Here is a 13,952-nt window from a genome sequence, read left to right as displayed (position 1 = left end):
CCTCAGGCGATCAGGAAGCGCACGCGGTAGCGCAGGGTGCGTGTGCGTTTGGCTCCCGCCAATTCCTCGAAGTCGTCCCCAGGGCCGGCGGACGCCAGTGCCACGGCACCACCCGCATACCCCCAGTTGCGATCGCCGTAGGCACCCGAGTTATCTGCTTGCGAACCAAGCTCCTCGACCTGCGCGACCGCACCCAGCGTGACACCCGCTTCCTTCGCAAGAATCAGCGCCTTGCTGCGCGCATGCCGGATCGCGGCGATGCGTGCCTCGGCTTCCGCGTCGTCCTGCGCTTCGAAGCGGGGCTGCTGCATGTCGACACCCATGGTGTAGCGCGAGTTCGTGAACAGCGGTTCGAGCGCGTCGAGTGCCTGATAGAGACGGCGCGTTTCCTTGCAGGCGATCAGCACGCGGTGCGCCACTTCCTGGCCGACGTTGCGCTTCAGATACCAGGGCTGCCAGGCGTCGCGCCCGCCTTCGGTGATCTCGTCAGGCGTGAGGCCGGCTTCCTTCAGCGTCCGGATCGCGTCGTTGCGCAGCTTGGTCGCTTCGGCCAGTGCCACCTCGGTCTTCGATGCCTTGACGGTAATCGTCAAGGCTGCGCGTTGCTCGACGATCGTCTCGGTCAAGTCACCGAGCCCAGCCACCTGGATGTAGGTTTCCATGACGAATGCCTACCCCGCGCTCTGCAGCGCCAGCCCCGCATGCTCGCGCAGCGGATGGAAGTGGATCTTCGGAAAGCGCTCCTGCGCCAGCCGCACGTCGTACGGCGAGGTGCACAGGAATGCCAGCGTGTCCGCCGCGTCCTTCGCCATGCGCTGCGGGTACGCGTTGACGAACTCGCGCAGCTCGGCCGGCGTGTCGGCCGTGATCCAGCGCGCGCCCGTGTACTGGCAGCCCTCGAGCCGCACGTCGGCGTCGTACTCGGCCTTCAGGCGGTGCTGCACCACTTCGAACTGCAGCTGGCCGACCGCGCCCAGCAGCATCGGGCCGCCGATCTCGGGGCGGAACACCTGGATCGCGCCTTCCTCGCCGAGCTGGGCCAGGCCCTGCTGCAGCTGCTTGGTACGCAGCGGGTTCTTCAGGATCACGGTCATGAAGAGTTCGGGTGCGAAGAAGGGCAGGCCGGTGAATTGCAGGCTCGCGCCGTCGGTGATGGTGTCGCCCAGCTGCACGCCGCCGTGCGTGGTGAAGCCCACGATGTCGCCGGCGTAGGCCTCTTCCACCGCCTCGCGGCGCTGGCTCATGAAGGTCACGACGCTGGTGGGGCGCAGTTCCTTGGCGGTGCGCTGCACCTTCAGCTTCATGCCCGGCGTGTACTTGCCCGAGGCCATGCGCACGAAGGCGATGCGGTCGCGGTGGTTGGCGTCCATGTTGGCCTGCACCTTGAAGACCACGCCCGCGAAGTCCTTGTCCTCGGGCTGGATCTCCTTGACCACCGGCTGGCGGTTGACCAGCGTGGTGCTGGTGCGCGAGCGCGGCGAGGGCGCCAGGTCGACCAGCGCGTCCAGCACTTCCATCACGCCGAAGTTGTTCACGCCGGAGCCGAAGAACACGGGCGTCTGCTTGCCGGCCAGGAAGGCCTCGCGGTCCCAGGCGGGCGACGCGCCGGTGGCGAGTTCCATGCTTTCCATGGCGGTCTCGAAGTCGGCGCCGAAGCGCTCGACCAGGGTGTCGCGCTCGGCGAGCGGAATGGTCTCGAAGTCCTGCGGCAGCCGCTCGCTGCCCGACTCGAACACCGTCATCGCCTGCGTGCGCAGGTTCATGATCCCGCGGAAGCTCTTGCCCTGGCCCACGGGCCAGGTCATGGGCACGCAGGGCATGCCCAGCTCGCGCTCCACCTCGTCGAGGATGTCCAGCGGCTCGCGCACTTCGCGGTCCATCTTGTTGACGAAGGTGATGATGGGCGTGTCGCGCTGGCGGCAGACCTCGATCAGCCGCCGCGTCTGCGCTTCCACGCCGTTGGCCGCGTCGATCACCATCAGCGCCGAGTCGACGGCGGTGAGCACGCGGTAGGTGTCTTCGGAAAAGTCCTTGTGGCCGGGCGTGTCGAGCAGGTTGATGACGTGGTCGCGGTAGACCATCTGCATCACCGACGAGGCCACGGAAATGCCGCGCTGCTTTTCGATTTCCATCCAGTCGGAGGTGGCATGGCGCGAGGCCTTGCGCGCCTTCACCGAACCGGCGATCTGGATCGCGCCGGAGAAAAGCAGCAGCTTTTCGGTCAGCGTGGTCTTGCCGGCGTCAGGGTGGGAAATGATCGCGAAGGTGCGGCGGCGGCGGGTTTCGGCTACGAAGGGCGATGACACGGGGAACTCCAAGAACCCGTGATTTTCGCAGACTGGACCGAGGCGGTCGGACGGGTCAGTCGGCCAGGCCTATGTGCAGGTTGTCGAAGGGCCATGGCGCCTGCATGAGCGCGATGACACCGTTCTGGGCCAACTGGTATCTGGTCCCGGTGCTGTCGGTGCCTTCTCGCACCTGCGCGTTGCCTGAGATGCCCTGCATTTCGAGCGCCAGCGAGCCGGAAGTGCCGTCTGGCCGCGAGTAGCTGGTCGCGTAGCGGGTCGCGTCGAGGGATGCGGTTCCGAATGTGCCCCCCGTCGAGGCGATATGCATGCGCATCGCAGGCCAGTACACGGGGTTTGTCACACCCGTCGGCCGCGGAAAGCCGGTGTTGAGTGTCCAGATCGGGTATGGGTAAAGCGGGGAGCTTGGCGCAATGTACGGTGAGTAGGACTCCGAGGCCTGCAGCATGACGTTCCGGCCATCGATGCGGGCAACTCGTCCGGTGAAAGACGTCTTTTCGTCCCGGGTAAACACCCAGATGCCAGGCGACGCGCCCGGGGAGATGGCGTAGTCGCCCAGGCTCGCAGCAGGGATGCAGGCTATGGTCGCGGGGAGACATTGCCTTGCGACCGTTCCCGCCGCATCGATGTAGAGCTGCCAGTAGGCACCTGGATGCGTGAGGTTGTTGCTGCCTCCCGCCGTAACGATCACATCGTAGGTGCCGGCCAGTTCGCTCCTTTGAGTCACGAAGGAGCGCGCGGCAATGAAGGGCTGGACTGCGTAGGCGACGGGATTCGACTTGAAGAGAGCGAATGGAAATCCTCCGACGATGGCGTCGATCTTGGTCCTGAAGCGCGCGGTGTTGGATGCGGCCGTGATGCGCCCGTTCGCGAAGATGTAGGTCCCGGGGTCGTTCGGGTCTTCGCTGAAGATGCCTGTGGTTGCGTCGCCACCGGGGGCCGTCATCGTGTAGAGCTTCTTGTCGAAGTCGATGTCCAGCGTCTGCTCGGTGCCGTTGGTCGTGAACACCGTGTAGTGTCCGTTTCGGGCGTTCCAGCTGTCGTTGTAAAGGCTGACTTCCATGTAGCCACGGGCGTTCTCGATGGGACGCCCGATGACGACCGAAAGGGTGCCGTTGAACATCGCGTAGTACCTCTTGGTGCCTGCGGAGTTCAGGAGCCGGACGCCTTGCGGTCTTCCGATCGATGCCAGCGGGAGGCTGAGTTCATCGACGGTTCCTTCCGGCGTGACCGCTGTGCGGATCGAGTCCCAGTTGCCGAAGACATTGGCTCCCCAACTGCCATTGGTTGCCGCGCCGATGTATCTGGTCTGGGTCCTACCGGAGACAGGGGCGTCCGGCAGGCCGACCTGGAAGACCCGGGTGTCGGGGGCTGTGTCGGTGTACCCGCCCGAGAGCAGGATGTTCTGTGCGCCGATTCGGGCCATGCGGAACTGGAGGACGTCGGCGGGCGAACTGCTGGTTCCCGTCCACGTGAAATCCGGCGAGGCCGTGATGGCGTACGTCCGCTTCAGGATGGTGGGGCAGGAATCGAGGCTGTGGAGGTCCTGGTAGCCGAAGCACGTTTCAAGCGTTGTGCCGTGCCCCGTGATGCGCATCGTGAGAGCCTGCGAGTCCGACGTTCCATCGCTCTTGCGGATGATGCCGAAGCTGTTGTAGTTGCCGTCGAGTTGCGCCGGGTCCGTGACGAAGGCGCGTGCCGCGACGAACGGCATCACCTGATAGGCCGCAGGGTTCGACCAAGGTTTCTCGAAAGGAAAGGCGCCGACGACCGCATCTGGAGCGAGACGGAAGCGTGCCGTGTTGGCGGCGCTCGTGATGCGGCTGCTTGAGAAGACGTAGGTGCCCGGCTCCGCGGGATCTTCGCTGAAGGTGCCGGAGGTGGCCTGGCCGCGGTCGTCCGTCAGCGTGTAGCTTCGGGTGTCGAAATTGATGCCGAGCTTCTGGCGTGTGCCGTTGGTGCCGTCGGCAGCGTAGAGGTAGTAGACGCCGCTGCGTGGGTCGTGGCTGTTCGAGAGTGCGGTGGCGGCTCGGCGATCAAAAGTCGCAGCGCTCGATTGCTGGGCCTCGACGAGGTATGCCGCTTCGTCGGACCGCATGGACTCTTTCGCCGACTCGACTTCGTTGGCGCGCTTGACCGTGCCGACGCTCGTTGCCATCGGCGCGCTTGCGCCGTCACCGCCGTTTTCGCCACCTCCACATCCCTGCAAGCCAATGCATGCGAATGCCGCGCACAGAAGCGCTCGGCAGGACCGGATCTTGTATTTCATTTTTTCTCTCCCTTGCGCGATTGCGGGCCCGCGGCCCCCGAGTCAAGGCTGCGCTCGCTTGCGATGCAGCGAACGCCGCTTTCTGCAGCGCCTCGGCGCCCCTGCAGGATGGTCCGGCTGCATTGACTGTTGGCAGCCCGTCATCAATCTACGAGGCCAATGTGCAACTGACTCCCGTCACCGTTCGACGGCATCGCGAAAACGAAACGGCCATCGTTGATCGCCAGGTACGGTGTTCCGGCCGTGTCGGTACCGATCTTGACCCGCTCATTGTTCGTGACCGGTCCAAGCGTCAGCGCGAACGGCCCTGTCGTTCCATCTGCTTTCCTGTAAGTCCCGCCATAGCTTGTGGGACTGGTCAGCAACGACCCCAGTTCGCCAGCGCCCGAATAGCTGTGGACGCTGTTGCCGAGCCATGTGCTCGAACTCGTGGCAGGCTGACGTATGCCGAGCATGAGGTAGGAGCCGAGCTTGTCGTCGCTTCCGTAGAACTCAAAGTCAGACGCCACCAAGACCTTGCGAGTCCCCACGTTTGCTATGTGGAAGGGGGTAAGCATGACGCCGCCTCCAGAAAACAGATACCAGGAGGTTGACGACGCCGCCACGACGTAAGCGCCCGGAGTGGCCTCGTCGACGCAGGTCGTGACCGGGGCGAGCTTGCAGACTTGCGCCCGATGGCCGTCTGCTGCGATGACGAGGCGCGCCATGCTGGACGAGAAGTACGGCGGCGCGACGGCAGTCGGCATCCCCGCCACCATCAAGTCATAGCTGCCAGGCAAGTCGGAGGGGCTTGTGACCAAGCTGCGTACCGCGATGAAGGGCTGTACCTGATACCTGGGTGTGGCGAGGGCTCCTGCGTAGAAAGGAAAGGCGCCAACGATGGCGTCTTCAGTGATACGGAACCGTGCCGTGTTCAACACTGTTCCAATGCGCGGACTGGAAAAGACATAGGAGCCAGGATCTGCAGGGTCGGGGCTGAACGTGCCGGCGCTGGCATTCGAAAAGGACTCATCCATCTGATAAGTGCCTGCATCGAAGTCGAGAGTCAGCTTGACGTCTTTGCGTTGGACCGAGAAGGCTCTGTAGCTACCGCTGCGAGGGTCGACTCCTCCGTTGTCCTTGAACAAGCCGATCTGGATGTAGCCCTGTGTGCCGGGATTGCGGGCGCCGACGATCACAGAAAGTACGCCATTCTGCGTCGCGAAATATCTGTCCGTGCCGGTGCTGTTGATCGGGTGGATGCCCTGCGCGCCGTTGGAAGCCGCGTCGCTCACTGGTAGCGTGAGGCTGGCGGAGGCGCCCGTCGAGTCGAAACTGGTGCGTGTGGTGCTGGCCGGACCGATGAGGTTTGTTCCCCATCGGCCATCGGAAGAGCTGCCGACATAACGCGCAGTGGGCCAGGTGGTTGTGTCGCGCAGCGCGATGCGGAACGGGCGTATGTCAGGCGCCGTGGCGCTGCTGCCTCCGAATAGAACTACATTCTGTCCGTCGATCCGAGCCATCCGGAACTGCAGTACGTCACTTGGCGCGGCGATGTTGATGCCGGTCCACGCGTAATCGGCAGCGGGCGTGAGCGCGAAAGTGCGTAGCGACTGGCACGCCTCCACGTAGTAGATGACATTGTCCAGGCACAACTCAAGCTGCGTGCCCTCTTTCGAGATACTCATCGCCAGGATCTGGGAGTCCGCCGTACCGTTCTTGTTCAGGCTTATGCCCAGGCGGTTGTATTCGCCGTCCAGCTGGGAGGGGTCGGTGACGAAGGCCCGCGCCGCGATGAAGGGTGCGACCTGGTAGGTGACCGGATCCGACCATGGCTTCTCGAACGGAAACGCCCCGACGATCGCATCGGTCGTGATGCGAAAGCGCGCCGTGTTCACCGCGCTGGTGATGCGACTGCTTGCAAAGACATAGGTGCCCGGTTCCGCCGGGTCTTCGCTGAAGGTGCCGGACGTGGCACTTCCCTTGCTGTCGACCAGCGAATAGCTCTTCGTATCGAAGTTGATCCCGAGCTTCTGCCTGGTTCCGTTGCTGCCGTCGGCGGAATAGACGTAGTACACGCCGTTGCGCGGGTCGCCTGCATTCAGGCGCGGCATGGCGGAGGATGGATCGAGTGCAGCGCTCGTTGCCTGCTGCGCAGTCAATCCGGAGTCGTCCTCGATGCCTGGCGCCTGGAGGGCGCCGGAGGCCACCTCTGCGCCGGCGTCGCCCTTCATCGCCGTGGATACGCCTCCCGCACCAGCGCTTCCACCTGCGCTTCCGCCACCGCCACCGCCACCGCCACCGCCACCGCCACCGCATCCTGCGAGGCCCAATACCAACGCGAGAAATGCACCACGCGTCCACGCGTTGATGTGTTCGGGCTTCATGCTCATTGATCCGCTCCCTCAATCAAGAAAATTCCGAAATCGATACCGAAGCCCGAACCGTTCGACATGACTGCGAGCCCCTTGCTCTGCATGACGATGTAGCGTGGGCCGATGCCTGGTTCAAGGCCGATGCCGCGCAGGCCCTGGGGCGTGGTCAGGTCGGCAGGCGCGAGCGCAAGGCGCTCGGTGCCCTGGGTGCCGTCGGCGTGTGTCACCGTGCGGTCGAGCCACGAGGAGTCCAGCCCCACGCTGTTCCAGGAACTGTTGGAGGGATAGCCGGCCACGCGCCGCGTGGACGCACCTCGGGCCACGACGGCTGGCCATGCGTCGCTGTCTTCCAGGCCGATGCTGAAGGTCTTGTTGGCCCACGAGTCGTACTGCGCACCCACGTAGACCTTCTGACCAGCCATTTCCATGATGCTGAAGCCGTACTTCCGTGCGAAGTTGGGCGAACTCGGCGGCACGCCCGGAATCTCGGCCGTCCAGTTGCCGCTTGCGGCACCGGGCGATATCGCAAAGACCGTTTTCAGCTCGGCCGGGCAGTTGTCGATGGTGTAGCGCGCCTGCCAGCTCGCGTCGTCGTCGCATATCTGCAGGCTCGTGCCGTTGTTGGCGATCCTGACCTGCCGCGCCACTCGCTTGTTTGCCGAGTAGTTGTCCGAGGTCAGCGTGAACTGGTTGTAGGTGCCATCGATTGCGGATTGCGCGGTTGCAAGCGCGCTCGAGCCGATGAAGGGTTGGACCTGGAACAGGTCCCCGAGTGGCCTGGTCGGGAAGGGAAATGCACCTACCACCGTATTTTTCGCAAGGCGGACCCGCGCCGTATTGACGGCGGCGCCGATGCGGACGTTGCTGACGATGTAGGTGCCCGGCTCGGCGGGATCCTCGGCGAGTGTGCCGCTCGTCGACACGCCGGCCTCGTCCGCCGTGCCGTAGCTCTTTGCCGCGAGGTCGATGCTCAGGGTGTGCCGCGAGCCGAGTGCTGCAAAGACCGAATAGGTGCCGCTGTTCGGTCCCCGGCTGACGGGGCCGTCGATCAGTCCGATCTGCAGGTAGCCCCGCGTGTCCAGGTTGGCGGGGGTGCCCACCAGCGCGACCAGTTTCGTGTTCCGGATGGCGAAGAACCTGGCGTTTCCCGCGCCGTTGATCTGCTGCACACCCTGCGTGCCCGCCACGACTTTCGCGTCGTAGGCGAATCCGCTGGTCGTCGTGTCTGGCCGGCGGGTGTTGGTGCTGTACATGGGGGCATCGGTCACGGCGATGCCGTAGCTGCCATCCGATGCGTATACCCGCGCCTTGAGTGTTTCCTGTGTGCTCGGAATGTCAGAAAAGCCGATGCTCAGCCGCTGGTAGTTCTCGGGTGGGTAGCCGGGAGTCGAGAACGGATTTGCAGCCAGGAATACGTTCTGGCCCCCGATGCGCGCCATCCGGAATCTGAACTTGTTGCCCGGGAAGCCAACGTTCGCGGCGAGCCATGCGCCGGAGGCGTCCTTGCTGATCGTGTAGTTCTCCACCCCGGCACCGGCGCATCCGCCGCTGGAGAAGACGAGATCGTTCATGCAGAACTTCAATCGTGCACCGTTGCCTTCGATGCTGATCTGCTGGATTTGCGAGCTGGAATAGCCTTTGGTCGGCCCGACCGCGACACCGACGACGTTGTAGATGCCGTCGAATTGCTTCGGATCGTCCACGAAGGAGCGGAACGCCAGGAAAGGCTGCACCGCGTACGTGGGCGAGGCCGAATCGCCTTGCCTGAACGGGAAGCCGCCCAGAATGACTCCGTCCGTTGTCTGGAAGCGTGCCGTGTTGACCTGTGTGGTGATTCGCGGACTGTTGAAGATGCCGACATCGGCTTCCACGGAATCGCGGCTCAAGGTTCCGGCCGTCACCTGCAAGGACGCGTCGGTCATCGCGTACGTGCCGGTATCGAAGTTGATCGACAGCACCTGTTCCGTCCCGTTGGCTGCGTAGACCGTGTAGACCCCGTTGCGGCTGTCGTCGCCGGCAGGATTGCGGGTCAGGCCGGCCGGCCGGGTCTGGTCCCGGTCTGCATCCACGACTTGCGCCAGGATCGCTTCGCCGCCGTCTTGCTTGCCGGCAGCCTGCAGGCTGTATGCGACTGCCTCGTCACTCTTGCCTGCGCCTTGGGCAGAAGTGCCGGTTCCCGGCGATGCCGCTCCTGCTGCTGCTCCGCCGCTTCCGCCTCCACACGAGGCCAGGCCCAGGCACAACGCGACCGTGCCTGCGAGCGCGGCGAATGCTCTTTTCATTGCTTGTTTCTCCGGATCGGCTCTTTGATGCGGTGGCATCGGCCTTGTGCTCCCTCCGAGCACTCTTGCCGGGATCGTATCTACGATTGTTGATTTTGGATACTTTGTATAACAAAAACCTGCGAAAAAGTTGCCTGAAAGCCGGTTGAGCGTCGACTCGTCTCATCTGTCCTAGACCGCCTCGGTCATCCCATACGCCCGCATCTGCGCCTCGAACCGCGCCACGTCGTGGCTCAGCACCACCAGGTCGTGCGTCAGCCCCTGGCGGTCCTTCACGTGCCTGCCCAGCAGCGCCTCGGGCTTGAAGCCCAGGGCCTGGAAGACGGCGATGGCGCCGCGCTGGTCGACGGTCATGCGGGCGACGAGCTTTTCCGCCCCGCGCTCGATGGCCAGCGCGCAGGCCTCGCGCGCGAGCTTGTGGCCCAGGCCGCTGCCTCGCAGCTCGGGCGCGGCGAGCACGCGCAGCTCGGCGACGTGGCTGGACCACGAATGCGGATCGCGGATCACCGCCGCGCAGCCGAGCACCGTCTCGTCGCGCACGGCGAGCACGCTGTCGATGTCGCCGCGCTCGATGGCGCGAACCCAGGCGTTCATCACCTTGGGTTGGGTGATGTCGCGCGGCAGGAAGAGCAGGTCGTGCGCCGGCAATGCCTGCGCGAAGGCGAGCACGGCTTCGGCGTCTTCCGCGCCCATGAGGCGCAGGACGATGCTGCCCTCGCTGCTGGTCACGGTGCGCGGGTAGGTCCGCGAGAAGGAGTCGGTCACGGTGGTGATGCTCATGTCGATCGCACTCCAAGCCATTCGTCGAGTCTGGGCCACAGCCTGCGCACGGCGTTCGGGCCGGCGGCGAGGCTGACGTGGCCGCCCTTGAGCACCACCTCTTCCTTGTCGGTGGAGCCTATGCCGGCGACGAGCGGTTGCCCGGCCTCGTATGGAACGATGTGGTCGTGCTGCGCGAGCGCGTGCAGCACCGGCACCTTGATGTTCTTCAGCTGCACCTTGCGCCCGCCGAGCACCAGCTCGCCCTTGAGCAGCTTGTTGCCCCACATGAGTTCCTTGACGGTCTGGCGGAAGTACTCGCCGGCCAGCGGCAGCATCTCGTTGCCCCAGCGGTCGAACATGCGGTACGACTTGACGAATTCGTCGTTGTCCATGTTGTCCCACAGCTGCACCATGCCGGCGCTCCGGCCTGCGGGGCGCAGCATGTCGAAGGAAGTGAAGAGCATCTCGGGCGGCACGTTGCCCACGGTGTCGACGAGCCGGTCGACGTCGAAGTAGCGGCGGTCCGACCACGCGTGGAACAGCTTCATGCGGCTGAAGTCGATGGGCGTGGTGAAGAGCGCGAGGTTCTTCATCGGCCCGTCGGGGTGTAGCGCGGCATACAGCGTGGAGAGCACGCCGCCCATGCAGTAGCCCACGAGCGTGATGTCTTCCTCGCCCGAGCGCTCCTGCACGCGCCGGATCGAGTCGGGGATGAAGTCGAGCACGTAGTCCTCGATGCGCAGGTACTTCTCCTGCGGGCGCGGCGCGTTCCAGTCCATCATGTAGACGTCGTAGCCGCGCAGCAGCAGGTGCTCGACCATGCTCTGGCCCGGCGCGAGGTCGAGGATGTAGCCGCGGTTGGTGGTCGCCATCACGATCAGCAACGGCACGCGGTAGATCTCGTCGACCATCGGCGTGTAGTGGTACAGGCTCAGCGTGCCCCGGCGGTGGATCTCGTCCTTGGGCGTCTGGCCGACGGAGGGCGCGGTCGAGGTGAGGAAGTCCAGGCCCTTGATGTTGCGCTGGATCGCGCGCTCGATCTCGGCGGCGATGTCGGGCAGGGCGAAGGTGTCGTCTGCCGCGGCGGTCATGACGGGCGCTTTCCGGCGGGCTTGCGCGTACGGGCTGGTGCCGGCGGCGTTTTCGGCGCTTTCGACGCCGTCGGCACAGGGGCGGCCGCAGGTGGCTGGCGGGTGCGGCGCGGTCCCGCAGCCGCAGCGGCCGAGGTGTTGGATGCAGGCCCGCCTTCCACCGCACGGGCGATGCGCGCCAGATGGTCGTCGATGCGCTGCAACTGCTCGCCGAGCACCTGCAGGTCGGCGCGCGTGGGCAGGTTCAGCATCGCGAGGTAGCGCGCCATCAGGTCGCCCAGCGCCTTCTGCGCGGTGAGCGAGGCGTTCATGCCGCCGTGCATGCCCTGGCGGAACGGGTCCGAGGCCATGGTCTCGTTGGCGAATTCGTTGGTGCTCTTTTCCCACTGGGCCGTGAGCTCGCGCCACATGGCCATCGGGTCGAGGGGGGAGAACTTGTTCGTCATGGCGGATGCTCCCTTGTCGCCTTGTCTTGTGCCGTCTCGTGTCGTCCTGTCGTCGCTGCCTCAGGTGTCCGCGTGCCGCGCCGTGTGCGCCGCGATGGCGTCGACGATCTGCGGCCACATCGGAATCGGCAGCGCGTGCCCCATGCCCGGAATGCGCAGCAGCTGCGAGCCCGCGATCGCATCGGCCACGTCTACGCCGCAGGCCACCGGCACCAGCGGATCGTCGTCGCCGTGAATCACCAGCGTCGGCACGCGCACCTCGCGCAGCGCGGGCTTGCGGTTGCCCGAAGCCAGGATGGCCGCGAACTGCCGCGCCACGCCGGCCGGGTTGAGCCCGCGCAGGAAGACGAGCTGGGCCTTCTCGGCATCGCGCGCCTCGTCCAGCGGAAAGCTCGCCGGTCCGCGCAGCACACGCCACACCTTCGCGTGATGCGCCTGGTAGGCGTCGAAGGTGGTCGGCGCGGGCGAGAAGAGCACCGCCATCGCCTCGGGCGTGGGCGGCGGCAGGCCCGGCGCGCCGGTGCTCGACATGATGCTGGTGAACGACAGCATGCGGTGCGGATGGTGGATGCACATCTCCTGCCCGATGGCGCCACCCATCGAGGCGCCCACGATGTGCGCCCGCGCGATGCCCAGCGCGTCGAGCAGCCCGACGCAGTCGGCGGCCATGTCGCGCAGGTTGTAGGGCGTTCGCATCGGCAGGCCTGCCATCGCCTGCGCCATGAGCGCCTGGATGTCGGGCACGCCCAGCAGCGTGAGGTGCGTCGAATGGCCGATGTCGCGGTTGTCGAAGCGGATCACGCGGTGCCTGCCGGCCTCGGCGAGCCGGGCGCAGAAGGCGTCGTCCCAGGCGACCATCTGCGCGCCGAGGCCCATGACCAGCAGCAGGGGCTCGGCGGCGGGGTCGCCGAAGCTGTCCCAGGCCAGCTCGATGCCGTTGGCGCGCGTGCGCTGCTCGACGCGGGGCGGAACTGCGGTCATGGCGGCGCGCAGGGGCTGTTGCTCTGTCTGCCTACTTGCGCTGCAGCATCTTCGTCACTTCGTCCACGTTGGCCTGGATGCGCTGGCGCACCACGTCGAAGGCATCGGCCTGCGACTTGGCTGCGAGGTTGGCCAGTTCCTTGATGTCGTCGATGGCGCGCTGGAACGACTGGCGGCCGAGCTCGTCGAGCTTGGCGAGGTTTTCCTTCGGGTCCTTGCCGGGCATTTCCTTGGCGGCGGCCTGCCATTCGGAGATGGCGCTCTTGATCATCTCGGTCTGCCGCTGCACCACCGTCTGCAGGCCCTGGTAGGACTTCTCGTTGGCCTGCATCAGCGCTGCCAGGTCCTTGCGACCGCTTTCCAGCAGCTTGCCGGCGCCACCGGTCAGGTTGAGGCTCTGCAACCGGTCGGCCATGCCCTTCAGCGGATTGAGCATGTCCGCGGCATTGGGCGCCGCCTTCTTCGCGCCGGCGGTGCTGCTGCTGGCGGTGGTCTTCTTGGCTGCGGCTTTCTTGGCAGTGGCCATGGTGCGGAATCTCCTGTGACGGTGGACGTATGGATGGCAGGGACCAGCCTGGCGGCAAAAATCCCTCGCCACGATACGCCGCGCCGGAGCGCCGCAGGTCGCCGCAGCGACAAAAATGCCTGCGGGATTTCCCTTGGGTGCCCGCAGGGCATCCCGCTCGCGGCCCGGCCTACATCGGCGGCGCGAAGCCGTTGCGCCCGGCCGTCACGCGCAGCGCGGTGGGCGTGCCGTTCTTCTCCTGCGCATTGACCAGCACGCGGGCGCCGGGCACCAGCAGCGCGTCGGTGCCGGGGCGGAAGGTGACCACCGGCACGTCGGGCGGCACGATGACGGTCTTCTCGCCGCCCTTGTAGGTCAGATGCAGCTGCTGGCCGCCGCGCACCGACTTCGGCGCCGCCGCCAGGTCGGCGACGGTGGCGTTGGTCATCGTGCTCTCGGGCAGCAGGTCCCACGGGCGGTGGCCCTCGCCGGTGCCGCGCGCGGCCTCGGGAAACACCACCACTTCGAGCGCCTTCTGCGTGCCGTCGGCCTGCGGCATGGCGGCGGTGCCGATGAAGCTGCCGCGCTTGATGTCGGAGAGCTTGATCGGATAGACCTCGGAGACGGCCAGGTCGGCCGGACGCGCGAGCGAGACGACCTCGCCGCCGCGGTCCTGCACCACGAGGGTGCTGGCATCGACGCGCACGAGGGTGCCGCGGATGCGGACGGTGTCGGCGGTCTGGGCGGACGCGCCGGCCGGCAGCAGGGAAGCGGCCAGGCCGAGGGCGGCAATGGTTGCGAGCAGAAAGGTCCTGGGCGTGCTGGATGAATGAATCTGCATGTTGGCTTTCAGGGGCTGTGGGCCGGCCAATGTACGTCCCGGCGGCGAAATGTGCAGGCGGCCGTCTTAGGCCTGAATGAGCAAGAAAAAAGGCCGCATGCCACGCGGTCTTGCG

The 13,952-nt window shown here is 65.8% G+C and carries 11 protein-coding genes; all 11 read right to left on the bottom strand.

Annotated elements, in window-relative coordinates:
• Positions 1 to 2 precede the first annotated feature (2 nt).
• Positions 3 to 662 (bottom strand): SIMPL domain-containing protein, encoded by a 660-nt coding sequence (locus SFB74_RS29195; RefSeq protein WP_432727900.1) that lies wholly within the window; start codon positions 660 to 662, stop codon positions 3 to 5.
• 9 nt (positions 663 to 671) lie between these two features.
• Positions 672 to 2,306, bottom strand: a complete 1,635-nt coding sequence (locus SFB74_RS29190) for a peptide chain release factor 3 (protein WP_432727899.1) — start codon at positions 2,304 to 2,306, stop codon at positions 672 to 674.
• Between the two features lie 55 nt (positions 2,307 to 2,361).
• A complete protein-coding gene (locus tag SFB74_RS29185; protein ID WP_432727898.1) occupies positions 2,362 to 4,575 on the bottom strand; it encodes a hypothetical protein in 2,214 nt (737 codons plus the stop codon).
• Positions 4,576 to 4,718: 143 nt separating this feature from the next.
• The gene (locus SFB74_RS29180) at positions 4,719 to 6,947 is read right to left on the bottom strand and encodes a hypothetical protein (protein WP_432727897.1); all 2,229 of its coding nucleotides are present in this window, start codon (positions 6,945 to 6,947) and stop codon (positions 4,719 to 4,721) included.
• Positions 6,944 to 9,211, bottom strand: coding sequence for a hypothetical protein (locus SFB74_RS29175; RefSeq protein ID WP_432727896.1), 2,268 nt, complete (start codon positions 9,209 to 9,211; stop codon positions 6,944 to 6,946). The genes SFB74_RS29180 and SFB74_RS29175 overlap by 4 nt, the downstream gene beginning before the upstream one ends.
• A 171-nt stretch (positions 9,212 to 9,382) precedes the next feature.
• Positions 9,383 to 9,991, bottom strand: a complete 609-nt coding sequence (locus tag SFB74_RS29170) for a GNAT family N-acetyltransferase (protein WP_432727895.1) — start codon at positions 9,989 to 9,991, stop codon at positions 9,383 to 9,385.
• Positions 9,988 to 11,064 carry an alpha/beta fold hydrolase gene (locus tag SFB74_RS29165; protein WP_432727894.1) on the bottom strand — a complete coding sequence of 359 codons (1,077 nt, stop codon included), beginning with the start codon at positions 11,062 to 11,064 and terminating at the stop codon, positions 9,988 to 9,990. Before SFB74_RS29165 ends, SFB74_RS29170 begins: the two co-directional genes overlap by 4 nt.
• Positions 11,061 to 11,510 (bottom strand): hypothetical protein, encoded by a 450-nt coding sequence (locus tag SFB74_RS29160; RefSeq protein ID WP_432727893.1) that lies wholly within the window; start codon positions 11,508 to 11,510, stop codon positions 11,061 to 11,063. Before SFB74_RS29160 ends, SFB74_RS29165 begins: the two co-directional genes overlap by 4 nt.
• Before the next feature lie 60 nt (positions 11,511 to 11,570).
• The gene (locus SFB74_RS29155) at positions 11,571 to 12,491 is read right to left on the bottom strand and encodes an alpha/beta fold hydrolase (protein ID WP_432727892.1); all 921 of its coding nucleotides are present in this window, start codon (positions 12,489 to 12,491) and stop codon (positions 11,571 to 11,573) included.
• Positions 12,492 to 12,522: 31 nt separating this feature from the next.
• Positions 12,523 to 13,017 (bottom strand): TIGR01841 family phasin, encoded by a 495-nt coding sequence (phaP, locus tag SFB74_RS29150; protein ID WP_432727891.1) that lies wholly within the window; start codon positions 13,015 to 13,017, stop codon positions 12,523 to 12,525.
• Positions 13,018 to 13,186: 169 nt separating this feature from the next.
• Positions 13,187 to 13,837, bottom strand: a complete 651-nt coding sequence (locus SFB74_RS29145; protein ID WP_432727890.1) for a hypothetical protein — start codon at positions 13,835 to 13,837, stop codon at positions 13,187 to 13,189.
• Positions 13,838 to 13,952: the final 115 nt, after the last annotated feature.

It is taken from the genome of Variovorax xiamenensis, from assembly GCF_050916385.1.
Taxonomy (GTDB): domain Bacteria; phylum Pseudomonadota; class Gammaproteobacteria; order Burkholderiales; family Burkholderiaceae_C; genus Variovorax.
This window is presented reverse-complemented; position numbering and strand designations above follow the sequence as displayed.